The sequence below is a fragment of the Thermodesulfovibrionales bacterium genome (assembly GCA_026417875.1).
Taxonomy (GTDB): Bacteria; Nitrospirota; Thermodesulfovibrionia; order Thermodesulfovibrionales; family CALJEL01; genus CALJEL01.
On record JAOACK010000001.1, the window covers coordinates 73,857 to 89,333 of the forward strand.

The window sequence follows — 15,477 nt, forward strand, 5'->3', positions numbered from 1 at the left end:
CTCACTCCAGAAAAAATAACTTCTCTTTAAGATAGATATTCTTGAATTCCTCTTCAATCTTTTTATATTCATCCGGTGCAATAAAAAGGGATCTGATTTTCTCTTCCTCTTTAAGGTCTATATCCTGCATAGGTCCCCTGTAACCTACCCCGAGTTTCAGGCAGAGGGTATCTGCAAGACTTATTATTCTGCAGAGTTCGTCTTTGTAGGGATCATCACCCTGTTGTGAATCACAGCTGTGATGGTCCCTTATAACCTCACAGAGAAGCGACGGAAATCCCCATTTTTCGGCAAGGATAGAGCCTGCGTCCGAATGGCTGAAAGCAAAATATTCTCTCTCCACAGAACTGAAGGTGACTCTGTCATCATAAACCCTCTCCATAAGGAGCATGAATCTCTCGGGCTGGGCATTGTTCATCAGCGCCTTGCCAACATCATGAAGAAGCCCGGCAACTGATGCCTCCTCCATCTTTATATTTCTTTTTCTCCTTGCAATTAATGATGCCGCAACAGAAACACCAAGGCTGTGCTCCCAGAGTTTCTGTTCAATAATGCCAAACCTCTTATAGACCTCCTTTGTTGCTGCTGCAAGGACAAGACTTCTTAATGTATTAAATCCCATTATTGCAACTGCCTCTGATACAGTATCAACACTATGTCTCAATCCATAATAGGCTGAATTGGCGATCTTCAAAACCCTTGATGTGAGTGCCTGGTCTGCAAGGATTGCCCTCTGAATCTCATCAAGTCTGGTACCGGGTGCATCAATTAACCTTACAACCTTTAATGCCACATGGGGCACAGCAGGTATATCGCAGGTTGAAAGGATCAGTCTCTTAAGGTCATCATTCAACATGGCTTTTCTCTAGCTCCCTGAGAAGTCTGCTAACATCTTCAAAATTAAAAGGCTTGAAGAGTATCTTCATACCCCTTTTCTCTATTAGTTCTTTTATAGATTTATCAAGCAGGGTGCCTGTAAGAAGCACAAAACGATTTTTCAGCTCAGGTCTTAATTCGACAGCCTTCTCATAAACCTCAAAGCCATCAAGGCCAGGCATCTTGAGATCACAGAAAATAGCCCAGTATTCTCTCTCAGTTATATATTTCAAGGCCTCCGTACCATCCTGAAGAGCAGTCACAGAATAGCCAAGTTCTGAAAGCACAATACTCAGTATATCAGATATAAACTCTTCATCATCAATTACAAGAATCTCTTTCAAGCCAGCCCCCATCCCTCTTTTTTTCATTATATCACAATAAATGAGAGCTATTTCATCCATTATGCTTCCTCCATAAAAGAACTTCTCAGTCTCATTATTGCCTGGTTATGAAGTTGCGAAACTCTTCCTTCCGTGATTCCAAGAATAGAGGCAATCTCCTTCATGGTAAGCTCATCCCAGTAATAAAGGGAAAGGACAAGTCTTTCTTTTTCTGGAAGTTTATTTATTAAGGAGGCTATCCTCTCCTTCAATCTTTTTTCTTCAAAAAGGGTTTCCGGCGTCTTCATATTTCTATCAGGTATGGACTCATGTAAAGAAAGCTCATCATCATATCTGTGATCAATATACTCGTCCATCCTGAGGGTATGGGATTTAGCTGTCTCGCTGAGGATACTGTAGTATTGCTCTATGGATATATTAAGTCCCTCAGCTATCTCTTCTGCCTCCGGAGCCCTTCCAAGCTTTATCTCCAGCTCCCTGTGCATATCCCTGATCGCACAAAGTTTTTCTCTTAAAGATCTTGATAGCTGACTGTTTGCCCTGAGCTCATCAATCATTGCACCCCTGATCCTCTGTTTCACAAAGGAATCAAGATTTCCGAGTTCTTCCCTGTATCTGTCGAGGGATTCAAGGAGACCTGCTATCCCTGCACTCATGAGGTCTTCGGTTGTTAACTGGGGTGGAAGTCTCCAGCTTAATCGCAATGCCGTATATTTTATAAAGGGTAAGAAGGACCTGATTATTTCTTCCCTTCTGGATTCCTCAAGATTAGTTTTTTCAGTCCTTTCTTTCTCTTCTAATAAAATGTCAATCCTTTTCATCTCTCTTCCACCGTACAGAGTGATTTTTCCCTCAAACCACCGATAAGATTTCTTATAAAAAACTGAAGACCTCCCTTTATCCGTACCTCTTCTTCAAGAAGCTTCTCTGCTATCTCCATAACAGCCTTTGTTGCTGGAGAACCTGGATAGAGATCTGCAAAGGAACGCTGCACCATCACTGATTTCTTCACTGCATCATCAAGTGGTATATAGCCGAGATAATTCAAGGATATATTGAGAAATCTCTCGGCTGCGAGTGATAATCTATCAAAAATCTCAAGGGCTTCCTCTTTGTCTTTTGCTGAATTTACTATGATATGAAAATCCTTTTCCTGATATCTTGTGAAGAGCACCTTAATTATTGCATAGGCATCGGTAATTGCGGTGGGTTCAGGAGAGGTTATAACAACTATTTCCTCAGAAGAGGTACAGAAAAAGGCAACATTCTCAGATATCCCTGCAGGTGTATCAATCAGGAGCACATCAACCTTTCCATCATATGAGTCAAAGCTCTCCATTATCTTCAATCTCTGGAACTCATTAAGGGCTGTAAGCTCCTGGATGCCAGAACCTGCTGGAATTATCTTCACTCCAAAAGGTCCATCTATTATGATCTCACTGAGTGTCTTCTCTCCCCTCAGGAGATGCTGAATATTGTACTTCGGTGCCAGGTGAAGCAGGACATCTATATTACTCAAACCGAGATCTGCATCAAATATCATTACATCCCTTCCGAGTCTTCTCATGGCAATTGCAAGAGCTGCAACAATATTTGTTTTTCCCACACCACCCTTTCCACTCGTGATTGATATAGTCTTTACAGCCCTTTCAGACATTAACCACCTCCTTACAAAAATAACCCTTTCTGAGAAAAAGTGAAGCGAGTTCCCGCTGGTCAGGAAATTTTATGTCGTCAGGTACAGTCTGACCGGTTGTTATGTACGCAACAGGCTTCTGGTAGGTAAGGTAAATATTGTAAAGATGTCCGAATCTTACCGCCTCATCTACCTTAGTAAAGGCAATGCAATTTATGGGAAGTTCTCTGTAATGATTATAAGCCTCTATCATCGAGCTTTCATCAGAGTTTGAGCTTATGAGAAGATGAAGCTCAAGGCTGAAATCTCCGGGAAGATTCTTTAGTTCTGTTATGATAGATGAAAGCTGAGATATATATCTTCTGTCTGATGGACTCCTTCCGGTAGTATCTATAAGCACAGTATCTCTAGAAGAGAATTTTTCAAGACCCTCCTTTAATTCCTCTACTCCTGAGACTACAAGAAGGGGTATACCCATGATCCTTGAATAGATTCTTATCTGCTCCATTGCACCTATTCTGTAAGTATCGAGAGAAAGCAGTGCAGCCTTCTGTCCCTGACTTATTGCAATCCAGGCAAGTTTTGCAATTGTTGTGGTCTTGCCAGCACCGGTTGGACCGATGAGCATTATTGCCCTTCTATTAAAAACAGTCCTCTTTATCTTTAAGTCCATAGATATCTGTCTTAAAAGTTCTTCCTTTGTACTGACCCTGTTGCAGAGCCTCAGAGAGAATTCATCCCTTATAGCCCTCTCTCTGAGATAATTAAATATCTCTCTCTTCTTTTCCGGCAAAGTTAGTTCATATCCATATCTTTTAAGTTCATTGATTGAATCTTTGAGATATGCTATCTCTGAAAGGAGTTGTCTTATCTCTGACGCCTCTGGTTCTAGAGAATTGTTAAGATCTGGCTTTTTATTTATCTGTGATGAAAAATTTTTATAATTCTCTGAAGGATCATCGTAGTCAATTGCTGCCACCACCTCTACGGAGGGTATTATACCCTTCTTTTCCTCTGTACTAAGTACCACTGCATCCTCACCGAGCTCTTTCTTTACAAGTTCAAGAGCTTCTGAAAAACTCTTTGCCCGGAATCTCTTAATCTTCATATCTCACCACCCCCGCTGTATATATTCTTACTGAAGGTAAAATCTCGGCTGTGGAAAGAATCATCAGTGAAGGAATAATCCTCTCAATCAGTTTCCTCAGAAATCTCCTGATATAAGGTGAGGTGATTATAACAGGCTGAAAACCCTTTAAGTTCTCTCCTGCAGATTTTATGGCATTCTCTATGGCTCTCAGGAGCCTTCCCAGATCATCTGGAGATATATGACCGCCTGAATCAATTGCCTCTTTAAGCTTTAACTCCCACCTCGGATCAAGGGTCAGGGCATGGATAAAGCCATCCCTGGCAAAATTCTTTGTAATATATCTTGAAAGCGACTGTCTCACATACTCTGTAAGAAGCTCAACATCTTTTGTCTGTTGTGCATGATCGAGGAGTGTTTCAAGGATTGTAACCATATCATTAATGGGAATTCTCTCTTTAAGAAGATTCTGGAGAACCCGCTGAACTCCGCCAAGTGTCATACTAGCTGGTATTAGTTCATCAACCAGTCTTGGATAATTCCTGGATACACTGTTTAGTATATTCTGAACCTCACTTCTTGTTAGTAGTTCCCATGAATGGTTTTTAATAAGCTCTGTTATATGGGTAACTATGACGGTTGGAATATCAACCACCATATAACCCTTCATGCGTGCTTCCTCAACTTCCTGCTCTTCAATCCAGTAAGCAGGAATTCCAAAGGCAGGCTCTTTTGTCGGAATACCCCTGAGTCTCTCTGTGTTTTCAGCAGATACAGCAAGAAAATGGCCAGGTATAATCTCTGCTCTACCAACCTCTATACCCCTTATGTAAAAAGAATACTCATGGGGCCTGAGCTGAAGATTATCCTTTATGTGAATAGAAGGGATAACAAAGCCAAGTTCCTGCGCAAGCTGTCTTCTCATTGCCTTTATCTTTCCAAGTAAAGGTGCCTCTCCATCAACAAGGCTCACAAGTCCATATCCTATCTCAAAGGTCATAGGTTCTATTTCTATAAAAGATTCGGGGGGTATCTCTTTTGGAGCCTGCTCCACTCTCACCTCCTGTTCAGGTGGTTTTGTAACCACATAGGCAAGAGCACCTGTTGCAACAGAGAGCATGAAGAAAGGAAGATGGGGGAGCCCAGGGATTATTCCGAATATAAATAAAAGCGCAGAGGCAGTCCAGAGCGCCCTTGAACTCATGAAAAGCTGAGACACTATGCTTTTACCTAGGTCTGTCTCTGTGCCTGCCCTGCTTATCACAATACCTGCTGCTGTAGATACAAGAAGGGCTGGTATCTGGGCAACTAATCCATCACCTATCGTTAGTATGGTATAGGTTCTGAGAGCCTCACTTAGAGGAAGGCCCTGCTGGAGAACACCTATAAGAAGTCCTCCTATTATATTTATTCCTGTTATGATGAGACCAGCAATTGCATCTCCCCTTACAAATTTACTTGCACCATCCATTGCGCCGTAGAAATCTGCTTCCTGAGCAATGAGAGCCCTCCTTTTTCTTGCCTCTGCATCATCAATAATTCCTGCATTAAGGTCAGCATCTATAGCCATCTGTTTGCCAGGCATTGCATCAAGGGTAAATCTTGCTGCAACCTCTGCAATCCTTCCAGAACCCTTTGTTATAACCACAAAGTTAATGATCACCAGTATGAGGAATACTATCATTCCTACAGCATAGTTGCCAGCAACAACAAAATTTCCAAAGGATTTTATAACTTCACCTGCTGCCTGCGGACCTTCATGACCTCTAAGAAGAATCAATCTGGTTGATGCAATATTAAGGGCAAGTCTATAAAGGGTAGCAACAAGAAGAATGGTCGGAAAGGCAGAAAAATCAAGGGGCTTTTTAATAAATATACTTGTTACTATGATTACTATAGAAAGGGAGATTGAAAGTGTAAGGAGAAGATCGAGCATCAAAGGAGGCACAGGAAGGATCATCACTCCTATAATACCCACAATAGCAGTAACGATTACTATGTCAGAACGTCTGTTCAGAAAATCTACTGCGGTCATGATACACCTCTCAATCTGTATACATAGGCAATTATCCTTGCCACTGCCCTGTAAAGTTCTTCAGGAATATAGGAATCAAGCTTTACCTTAAAGAGTGCTCTTGCAATTGCCCTGTCTTCGTAGATGGGAACTCCGTGGGTTCTTGCAATCTCCTTTATCTTCTCTGCTAGAAAATCTGCTCCCTTTGCAATGACCTTTGGAGCTGCCATCTCTTTCTTATACAGCAGGGCAACAGCAATATGGGTGGGATTTGTAACAACCACAGTTGCTTTTGGAACTTCCTGAAGCATCCTTTTCCTTGCAAGCTCCCTCTGTATGCTCCTGATTCTTGCCTTTATCAGGGGATCACCTTCTGTTTCTCTAAACTCCTCTTTAAGTTCCTGTCTCGTCATTCTTAGAGATCTTTCAAATCTAAATCTCTCATAGATATAATCAATAAAAGAAAGACTCAAAAAAGTAATGAATATTGTCAGTGTTGATTTTTTTATTATCATAAGACTGCTTCTCTCAATATCTTCAAAATACATGGCAGGCATCCTTGAAATTTCCGGAAGGTATTTCCTTAGTACAAGATAAATAACAAATCCTCCTATAAGAAATTTAGCTAATCCCTTCAGAAACTCAAAGATTCCTGTCATGGAAAAAAGCCTCTTGAATCCCCCTAAGGGATTTATCCTCTCCATATCAATCTCTACTGACTTCAGGACAAAGCCTCCCTGCATAAAACCTGAAAGAAGCACCATTGAGAAGCTAACAATAAGAAGGGGCATAATATACAGGAATAACTCGCTACCTGTTTTTCTTATAACCTCAAGAGGCTCTGTTCCGTACTGCAAACTTAATCCTCCCCTTAAAAGGTCAGACACCCCTGCCATCAGCTTTTCTCCTGAAACAAAAAAACCCAGTAGGATTGCTCCAGAGGCAGCCATTGATACAAGTTCCCTGCTACGAGCAACCTGGCCTTTCTCTTTTGCCCTCTGTCTTTTTCTAGGTGTGGCTTCCTGAGTTCTTTCTTCAAAGTCAGGCATTATCTCCTCATCAAATAAAGGGATTTCATTAATTCTTCTTTCATTGCATCAAAGGATGTGTTGTAAAAATATATATAAGCAGGCAGAGATACAAGCATTACAAAAAGGCCCAGACCTATATAAAATGGATAGGCTACAAAAAATACATTCATCTGTGGAACAGCCCTTGAGATAAATCCCATAACAATATTCACAGCAAACATAACGACAACAACTCCAGATGCCATCTTAAGAGCTGTAGTAATAATTGTGCCTCCATAGGGGATGAGTTCCTTCACAATATCTCCTGAATAAAGTCTTCCGGGCGGAACGATCTCATAACTTTTTACAAATATATAAATGATGTCTCTGTAAATACCGGAGGTAAAAAATATAAAAAGGGATAGAATCCAGAAGAGCCTTGATATCTCTGTGGAATGTCCGGCCTCTGGATCGAAAATTGTTGCCATTGAAAGACCTACTGTATTGCTTATTACCTGCCCGGCAATTTCAGCTACCAAGAATACCGTCCTTGCGATTATTCCCAGAACCATACCTGCCAAAAACTCTGAGATCATGAGTAAAGGTATATCGCCCTGAGATATCTTTATATCCATTACAGGAGTCAGCAGAAATGAAAAGCTAATAATAAAAGCTATCCTGAAGGTAGCCGGTACATTTCTGCTTCCAAAGACAGGAAGCAGGGTCATCGCGATACCTGCTCTCACAAATATCAACAAAAAATCAATTATCTCCTCAGTCCTTATCTCCATCTACTTCACCATAAGAGGGATCTTATCCATTAGACTTACAGTAAAAGAAATAAGTATCCTAGCCATCCAGGGTATCAATAAAAAAATACAGATAAATACAGCAACTATCTTCGGCACAAAGACAAGTGTAAATTCCTGTATCTGAGTGACTGCCTGGAAGAGACTCACAAGAAGACCCACTATAAGACTCACCATAAGTACCGGACCTGATACCATGAGAAGAGTCTTCAGAACCTCACCTGCTATGTCCCTTACAAGCTCCACGGTCATTGAAAACTCCTTACAAGTGAACCCGCAATAAGATTCCATCCATCAACCATAACAAAGAGCAAAAGCTTAAAGGGCATAGATACAAGCACTGGCGGAAGCATCATCATACCCATGGAAAGAAGAATACTGCTCACAACCATATCTATAACAAGAAAGGGCAGATAAATGAGAAACCCTATCTTGAAGGCAGTGCTGAGCTCACTTATAACAAATGCAGGAACAACTATCCTTAGGGACAATTCCTCAGGCCTTGAGGGAATCTCCTGTTTTGATAGCTTCACAAAGAGGGCAAGGTCTTTCTCTCTGGTCTGCCTTAGCATAAAGGCCTTTATGTCTGGTTCTGCCTTTTTTAAGGCCTGGTCAATTGATATTTCCTTTTTAATATAGGGCATTAAGGCATTTCTGGTGACGCTATCCAGGGTTGGACCCATTATGTAAAAAGTAAGGAATAATGATATGCCTATGATTACAGAGTTTGGTGGAAGATTGGGACTTCCAAGTGCCTGCCTTAAGATACTCATAACAACCACTATCCTTGTAAAGGATGTAAAGCTCACAAGTATAGAAGGAAGGAGTGATAGCGCTCCTACCAGAAAAAATACCTCTATTGCTGGATCAGTTATCTTCATTGAGCCTTTTCCTCATGGCAGATGTTAGAGACCGGAGATCAGAAGTCCGGAACTTGAATTCATCCTGAACAGAGAAAGCATCCTTATTCCTTACCTCTGATCTCAGATCATTTACTGCTGATTTATGATTTCTGACCTCTGTATCCGGCATTTTCTTCAGAATCCTCATATCATTTGGTGTGATACCTATAAAGAGGATCTCTTCTCCAATCTTCATTACTGCTACAGCAACACCTCTCTTTGGATCCAGAACCCTGTAGGCAATTATATTTATAAGACTTCTTTCTGTCTGCCTTCTCCTGAGTGTAAAACCATAAAAAATAAGTAGAAGCCCTAAAACAGCACCAAAGGCAAAAACCATCTGAATATAAGAATCCATCATCTTAACTGTTTAATCCTGTCCTGGGGACTTATGACCTCTGTAAGCCTTATGCCGAATTTTTCATTAACAACCACAACCTCACCTCTTGCCACAAGCCTGTTATTCACAAGTATCTCAAGGGGCTCTCCAGCAAGCTTGTCGAGCTCAAGTATAGAACCCTGCCCGAGCTGTAGAAGATCTCTTATAAGCATCCTTGCCCTTCCGAGCTCAACAGTAACCTCAAGAGGTATGTCAAGAAGAAAATCCAGATCCCGGTGCGAAACCTTTGATTCTGTAATTGTTTTTTCTGCCATCTTTCCTCCTCTTTAACATAAAGCAGTTATCTTTACAGCCTGATTTCCCCTGCTGTTACCAGGAACGCCTTTAAATTTCCTGATACCTTCAATCCTTAATAGTAGTTCATCATTTACACCCACACCAAGAGCTATTACATCTCCTGGCTTGAGGTTAAGGATTTCTCCAAAGGTAAATTCCAGTCTTGCAAGTTCTGCAATCACCTCAATTTCTGAATCAAGGATTGCTTCCCTCAAAACACTTATCCACTCATCATCCTTTATCTCTGGACTCTTTTTCACGAGCTGCTCAGAAAAGGGCTCAATAACCGAAAAAGGAATGGCAAAGAATGCTTTACCTGAGAACTCATCAACATTTATCTGAAACTCTGCCTTAATGATCAATTCAGATGTAGTGGCAATTCCTGTTGACTCAAGATTTATATCAGAGCCGACCAACTCAGGATTCAATACAAAAAGGTCCTTCCATGCGTTTGCAAGGTCATTAAGGGCAAGAAGTACTATCCTTTTAATAACCCTTTCCTCTGTAGAGGTAAAATTCCTTGGTTCTATCTTCTGGAGTTTCACTTTATGACTTCCAAAAAAGAGTTCTACAAGTGCGAAAACCAGGGATGTCTCCATAATAAAGAGACCGTTTCCATTTAATGGATTCAGTTTGATTACATTTACGCTTGAGGGCACCTGAACCATTTTTACAAATTCACTGAACCTTACATGCTCTGACGGCCTTGTATGAAGATCAAGGGGTTTATAAAGAAGAGTTGAAAGTGAATTCTTAAATAAAGAACCGAATTTCTGAAAGACCCTGTCAAGCCCTGGTGCACTCTTTAATGGTTTGGGAGAATTAAGAAAGTCATAGGGCTTTACCTCAAAGGCCTTTTTTTTTGCCTCTGTGCTTATCCTTCCTGTCTGGACACCTTTAAGTAAAGCTTCAACCTCTTCCTGGGAAAGTATCCTGCTCATACCTGACCTACTGCATCACAAATTCCGTAAAATAAATATTCTTGATTACATCCTTTTCCATAATCTGATTTGCCCTGAGTAGTATCTCATCCTTGAGTTGAATCTTACCCTCAGGACTTGAAATGGACTCAACAGATTTACTGCTTACAAGGGTGATAATGGCATCCCTGAGCTGGGGTATCTTTGACTGGACAAGCTCCCTCTGAGTTTCATCCACAATCTCCAGCTGCATGGAGACCTTAAGAAACCTTCCCTGTTCAAGAAGATTGAGAACAAAAGGATCAAGGGCAATAAGGGCAGATTTCTGAGCATGCTTCTTGGTTTCGGTCTCAGAGGGAGCTGATTTTTTGCTGAATAAAAAGAAATAACTTAGTCCGCCAGCTGCAACGAGGGTAAAGATAATAATTAATATAAGAAAACCTTTCCCCTTTTTCTTAGCATCGTGATGGATTTCGTCATGCCTCTCTTCTGTCATAGGACCTCCTGAATTTTTTAAGAATATAATCAAAAAACATGCCAAGATATAAATCTTTGAAATTAAAAATTTTTTTTAAAAGAAAAATTTTTCTGTCAAACAAATGACATAATATCGGTGCTTTTTCAGTTGAAATAAGTATCTCAGCCTGAGCTGGCTATCTCCTGTCCCACCTGGCCTATATTATTGAAGATATCTAAAATCTTCTTCCTGCCTACTTTTTATGTTCTAATGCCTTTTTAATTCTCCGCTCTTCAACAATCTCATATATTAAGGCTCAAGTATCCTTTATTAACTAAATGTTTAACCCTTTCTTTCATAAAAAGTTTCTTTTTTAACTTTTGATAAGTTTATAAACCAGGTAAAAAGTGTCCATTCCTCTCGTCCTTTCCCAGTAAATTGGCAGGCTACAGTGCTACAGCCTCTGGAAGGTCTTCTTTAAGAGAATTGTATATCTCGATAGTATCAAGCAAAAAAATTACATCATAATTAAATGATGAAACAGGGACACCCCTGCTAAATTATAAAGGTGTCCCTCTAAATTATTACTATCTTTTCAGATTGACAAGTTCCTGAAGAAGCTCATCAGTTGTTGTAATGATCCTTGAGTTTGCCTGGAATCCTCTCTGGGCAGATATCATCTTTACAAACTCCTCTGCAAGGTCAACATTGCTGAGTTCAAGGGTATTTGAAAGCACCCTTCCAAGACCTGAGGTTGAAGGCATACCAACAATTGGCTGGCCTGAATCAAAGGACTCTGCATAGAGGTTACGTCCGAGCTTTGTTAGTTCAGTTGGTGCAAGAAATCTTGCGAGGGCTACCTGTGCCAGTGTCCTTGTCTGACCATTGGTGAATATACCTGTTATTACTCCGTCCTCTGATATTATTATGTTTTTCAGAAACCCTGCTGGATACCCATCCTGGCTGAGATTCATAAGGCTGAATTCAGAGGCAAACTGTGTTGATGCATCAAGTCCATTTCCTGAAGGTGTTTCACTTGTTCCTATGCCATAATTAAATGTAATGGCCTGAGGTGAGGTTATACCTGCTCCAAAGTTAAAATTGATTGGTACTGAATTATCAGTGTTCAGTGAGCCATCAGCATTATAGATCAGGGTCTGAGTACCTGCATCAAGTAGCTGACCGGGATTAAGAGGATCGTTATAAACATAATGAACATCCCATGTGTTTGCACCTGTCTTAACGAAATAAAGTGTTATCTGATGAGGTCCTCCCTGAGAATCGTACACTGTAACAGAAGAGGAAAAATTATAATTCTGGGGATCATTATTTATACCATCTCCATTTCCATCAAGTGTAAAAGGAGCAGCAGGTAATGTTGCCTGGGCATTGAGATTAATGGCGATGTTTACTGCCCTGGTCATATTTGCAGGCGTCTGCCTTGTTGCTATGGTGAGATTTCCGACAGTACCTGTGATATTTCCCGCTGCATCAGCAAGGTATCCCTGAAGAATCAAACCCTCCGGGTTCACTATATTTCCATTTTTGTCAATCTGGAACTGACCTGCCCTTGTATAGTATCTTGCGCCTCCATCAGTAACTATAAAGAATCCATCACCATCAATGGCGAGGTCAAGAGCACTTGCTGTTGATTCAAAAGAACCCTGTGTGAATAGAGGTGTGATACTACTGACAAGCACACCCCTACCAACCTGGGATGTGCCCACAAGTCCTGTAATTGTCTGGCTCAAGACATCTCCAAAGGCAACCCTGCTTGCCTTGAAACCGATGGTATTCATATTGGCAATATTGTCACCAATAACGGATAGATAGGTCCCGTTGGCATTCATGCCGCTGATGGCTGTGTAAAGTGATGTGATCATAATACACCTCCTATTTCTTTAATATCTCCTAACTGGACCTTCTCACCACTGTCCAGTAAAAGATAGGTTGTGTTGTCCTCAAAGGTTATGCCTGTTACTGTTTTATATAAGGGTTCATCTCCAGTCCTGACCCTCTTACCGATTAAACTTATAGCCATGGTGTTCTGCAGAGAATTCTGATAGAGGAGAAGGTCATTCATCTGGCTTCTGAGATTCTGTAGCTCCTCGAGTGCACTGAATTGAGCGAGCTGGGCTGTCATGCCTGTACTGTCAAGGGGGTTGAGGGGATCCTGAAACCTCAACTGGGTTATGAAGAGCCTCAGGAATTCATTCTTTGAAAGCTGTCTGCCAGGCATATTTTGTCCATGCACTGTACCACTCATTACATCCCTTATCATCTTTTCCTCCTTTCATGTTATGCATATATGCTCAAGCCATTAATTAAAGGCTTATATCTTAGACCCTCATAGTTCTGAAATGGATAAACTTCTTTTTTACCTTCAATTCTGTTTCTTGGACCTGAGGTTCTTTCCCTTTCATCATTACTGTTTCTGCTATCCCTTAAACCCACTGTTAATGAACCAATATTGATGCCATCCCTCTGGAGCATAGAGATAATATTAAAGAGATTTCTTTCTATCACCTCCTTTGAGGGCAGCTCAAAGACGCTAATGTACCCCTTTATCACTCCTTTCTGTGAATTGAGGGCAATCTCGAGTCGTCCAAGACCCTCAGGCTCTACAGAAACCCGTAAAGTCTGAATGTCCTTTTCATAATAGGAACTGAGTTTTTCTATCTTTTTTATTCTGGTATCAAGGTCTGTACCCAATTGCGTAATTGCTTTAATATCCCCTTTAGAACCATGAAATTCAATAGAGCCTGAGTGTAAGAAATCCAGAATCTGGTCTTTCTCCGTTAAAGTAAATCTTCTCTCTTTAAAGAAAGAATTACCACTGCTCATCTTCATCAGAGGTTCTGTGAGCGTTAAATCCTGAACCCGGCTCTTAAAAAATCCAGCAACAGTATCAGCAGCGGGATCAAGATCTCTTGTAACAATTTCGTAGAGTCCGGATGAGACCTTGGTAAGAGGTTCATAAAAACCATGAATCATGATGTTTTCAGAAGTCCGAGCATCATTGGACAGCCCTGAGAGAGGTTGTCTGTTAAAAGAAGAGATATCAGATTTTTTAGATAAAAGGTTAGAGGTTCCGGAATGAAGGGATCCCGTCTGAAAGGCATTAAGGTTTTCGGTACTCTGAAACCCCGCACTGTTACTTTCACAGAATTTCAACGGAAACATAATGACCTGTAATTCTTTGTCTTTATCTTTCAATTCAGGTAAATATCCATTATTAGGAAAAAAAATCTCTGGAGCAATCTTAACCTCTACACATGAAGTTTCCGCTGGTCGCACCGGTTCGCCGAAAAAATTTATTTTTTTAAAATCAGGTTTATCTTCATCCTTTGATTCAGAACTGAGCTCTGCACTTTCCGTAAAAGGACAAGTATACTGCAATAGGTCAGGTTTTTCATTATCCCTCAGGATCTCTGCTTCGCAAAAAAGAAGCTTATAAAAAGAAGCTGGCATATTTCTGGTCATTTCATTAATCCTTTGAACAACCTCTGCATGCTGGAAGACCATCATAATATTCATAAAAAGGCATATTCAATATTCATGCCAGGAAATAAGATTGAAGGCAAAGCATTTTTAATAAAGCAAGAAGGAAAATTTTACCGCCGGGGAATATTTTTCTTACTTGATAGATGCCTTGTTATGGAAGAGACTTTCCCTGGATCCATTGTGGAGAGTATTGCAGCAGCCTTTCTTGGTTTCATCCTTTCAAGGATTCTTACTGCCGTAAGCTCATCAAGTGCACTCAGTCTCTCACCTGCTTCTTCAGGTGGCATTGATTCATAGACCTTAACAAGATATTCCATATTTTTAATATCCCGCTGTTCAATTTCATCAAGTATGGAATTTATTTTTTTCAGGAGCTCTGAGTATTTTTTTATCTTGAGCTCCAGGTCTCTCTTTAGTGCCGCAAGCCTTTCCTCTTCTACTTTTAAATTCCTTTCTCTTTCATCAAGCTCTTTCTGCCTTTTCTCAATTAAGGCAAGGAGTTCATCCTGACAGCGGACATTACCTGCTGTGCTAAAAAGCACAATTAAGATGGCAAAAAAGCAGGATATCAATCTTGTCATTCCCTGAGTCTCCTGATTATGAAATCAAAATCCATCTCCCTCTGTTCATCCTTTGATGCCTTTGTTAAACGTTCCCTGACAAGTCTTTTAAGAAGAATATCAAGTAATTTTTTCTCTCTGCTTAACTCAAGTGCCTTTGCCTTTTTGGTCTCGAGATCATCTTCAAGGGCTTTTATCTGCCTCTTTTCCTTTGAGGCCTCTTTCTGAAGTTCAAAAAGAGAATTATAAAAAAGCTCAAGCTCCAATGGATTCATGGATGAAGCATGTGGCTGAAATCCTGCAAGAAGCCTGTCCATTGCATTTTCAATACTGTTGAGATTCTCCTTACCCTGAGTAAGCTCCCTGTTTATCCTTTTAATCTCCCTGTCCATCTCTTCTTTAGCGTTTTCCTTAAGGTTTATTATTCTCCTTATCCTCTTCTCTGTCATCAGGACCTCCCTTTATCAAAAAGTAATATTAGATCCTGAATACTGTCTGAAAGATCACGGTGCTCATTCATATCCTGTCTAATGTAGGCTCTCATTGAATCATACTTCTTCATGGCATAATCAACCTTTGGATTGGAACCCTCTTTATAGGCACCCAGGTTTATCATATCCTCAAATTTTTTATAAGTGGAATAGGCATCGATGAACTTCATTGCGTACTCTCTGTGCTGTCC

General features: G+C 40.6%; 20 protein-coding genes. All 20 read right to left on the reverse strand.

Annotation, left to right across the window (positions count from 1 at the left end; genetic code table 11):
* Nucleotide 1 precedes the first annotated feature (1 nt).
* On the reverse strand, nucleotides 2-856 hold the full coding sequence (locus N2257_00430; GenBank protein ID MCX7792862.1) for an HDOD domain-containing protein: 855 nt from the start codon (nucleotides 854-856) through the stop codon (nucleotides 2-4).
* Nucleotides 846-1,280 (reverse strand): response regulator, encoded by a 435-nt coding sequence (locus tag N2257_00435; protein MCX7792863.1) that lies wholly within the window; start codon nucleotides 1,278-1,280, stop codon nucleotides 846-848. Before N2257_00435 ends, N2257_00430 begins: the two co-directional genes overlap by 11 nt.
* Entirely contained in the window at nucleotides 1,280-2,041 is a 762-nt protein-coding gene (locus N2257_00440; protein MCX7792864.1) for a FliA/WhiG family RNA polymerase sigma factor, read from the reverse strand. The genes N2257_00435 and N2257_00440 overlap by 1 nt, the downstream gene beginning before the upstream one ends.
* Entirely contained in the window at nucleotides 2,038-2,877 is an 840-nt protein-coding gene (locus N2257_00445) for a MinD/ParA family protein (GenBank protein MCX7792865.1), read from the reverse strand. The genes N2257_00440 and N2257_00445 overlap by 4 nt, the downstream gene beginning before the upstream one ends.
* Nucleotides 2,870-3,964 (reverse strand): flagellar biosynthesis protein FlhF, encoded by a 1,095-nt coding sequence (gene flhF / locus N2257_00450; GenBank protein ID MCX7792866.1) that lies wholly within the window; start codon nucleotides 3,962-3,964, stop codon nucleotides 2,870-2,872. The genes N2257_00445 and flhF overlap by 8 nt, the downstream gene beginning before the upstream one ends.
* Nucleotides 3,954-5,978 (reverse strand): flagellar biosynthesis protein FlhA, encoded by a 2,025-nt coding sequence (gene flhA / locus N2257_00455; GenBank protein MCX7792867.1) that lies wholly within the window; start codon nucleotides 5,976-5,978, stop codon nucleotides 3,954-3,956. Before flhA ends, flhF begins: the two co-directional genes overlap by 11 nt.
* A complete protein-coding gene (locus tag N2257_00460) occupies nucleotides 5,975-7,006 on the reverse strand; it encodes an EscU/YscU/HrcU family type III secretion system export apparatus switch protein (GenBank protein MCX7792868.1) in 1,032 nt (343 codons plus the stop codon). The genes flhA and N2257_00460 overlap by 4 nt, the downstream gene beginning before the upstream one ends.
* Complete coding sequence (locus tag N2257_00465; GenBank protein ID MCX7792869.1) at nucleotides 7,006-7,758, reverse strand: flagellar biosynthetic protein FliR; 753 nt, start codon at nucleotides 7,756-7,758, stop codon at nucleotides 7,006-7,008. Before N2257_00465 ends, N2257_00460 begins: the two co-directional genes overlap by 1 nt.
* Nucleotides 7,759-8,028, reverse strand: a complete 270-nt coding sequence (gene fliQ, locus N2257_00470) for a flagellar biosynthesis protein FliQ (protein MCX7792870.1) — start codon at nucleotides 8,026-8,028, stop codon at nucleotides 7,759-7,761.
* A complete protein-coding gene (fliP, locus tag N2257_00475) occupies nucleotides 8,025-8,657 on the reverse strand; it encodes a flagellar type III secretion system pore protein FliP (protein ID MCX7792871.1) in 633 nt (210 codons plus the stop codon). Before fliP ends, fliQ begins: the two co-directional genes overlap by 4 nt.
* Nucleotides 8,644-9,039: a flagellar biosynthetic protein FliO gene (locus N2257_00480; protein MCX7792872.1), complete on the reverse strand. Its 396-nt coding sequence runs from the start codon at nucleotides 9,037-9,039 to the stop codon at nucleotides 8,644-8,646. Before N2257_00480 ends, fliP begins: the two co-directional genes overlap by 14 nt.
* Entirely contained in the window at nucleotides 9,036-9,332 is a 297-nt protein-coding gene (gene fliN, locus N2257_00485; GenBank protein MCX7792873.1) for a flagellar motor switch protein FliN, read from the reverse strand. The genes N2257_00480 and fliN overlap by 4 nt, the downstream gene beginning before the upstream one ends.
* Nucleotides 9,333-9,344: 12 nt before the next feature.
* Complete coding sequence (gene fliM, locus N2257_00490) at nucleotides 9,345-10,295, reverse strand: flagellar motor switch protein FliM (protein ID MCX7792874.1); 951 nt, start codon at nucleotides 10,293-10,295, stop codon at nucleotides 9,345-9,347.
* Between the two features lie 7 nt (nucleotides 10,296-10,302).
* Nucleotides 10,303-10,770: a flagellar basal body-associated FliL family protein gene (locus N2257_00495; GenBank protein MCX7792875.1), complete on the reverse strand. Its 468-nt coding sequence runs from the start codon at nucleotides 10,768-10,770 to the stop codon at nucleotides 10,303-10,305.
* Between the two features lie 548 nt (nucleotides 10,771-11,318).
* Entirely contained in the window at nucleotides 11,319-12,614 is a 1,296-nt protein-coding gene (locus tag N2257_00500; GenBank protein ID MCX7792876.1) for a flagellar hook protein FlgE, read from the reverse strand.
* Complete coding sequence (locus N2257_00505; protein MCX7792877.1) at nucleotides 12,611-13,012, reverse strand: hypothetical protein; 402 nt, start codon at nucleotides 13,010-13,012, stop codon at nucleotides 12,611-12,613. Before N2257_00505 ends, N2257_00500 begins: the two co-directional genes overlap by 4 nt.
* A 17-nt stretch (nucleotides 13,013-13,029) precedes the next feature.
* Nucleotides 13,030-14,259: a flagellar hook-length control protein FliK gene (locus N2257_00510; protein ID MCX7792878.1), complete on the reverse strand. Its 1,230-nt coding sequence runs from the start codon at nucleotides 14,257-14,259 to the stop codon at nucleotides 13,030-13,032.
* A gap of 86 nt (nucleotides 14,260-14,345) precedes the next feature.
* On the reverse strand, nucleotides 14,346-14,816 hold the full coding sequence (locus N2257_00515) for a hypothetical protein (protein ID MCX7792879.1): 471 nt from the start codon (nucleotides 14,814-14,816) through the stop codon (nucleotides 14,346-14,348).
* Nucleotides 14,813-15,244: a flagellar export protein FliJ gene (locus tag N2257_00520; GenBank protein MCX7792880.1), complete on the reverse strand. Its 432-nt coding sequence runs from the start codon at nucleotides 15,242-15,244 to the stop codon at nucleotides 14,813-14,815. Before N2257_00520 ends, N2257_00515 begins: the two co-directional genes overlap by 4 nt.
* A partial coding sequence (gene fliI / locus N2257_00525; GenBank protein MCX7792881.1) for a flagellum-specific ATP synthase FliI occupies nucleotides 15,244-15,477 on the reverse strand: 234 nt, incomplete at its 5' end. The genes N2257_00520 and fliI, both read right to left, overlap by 1 nt.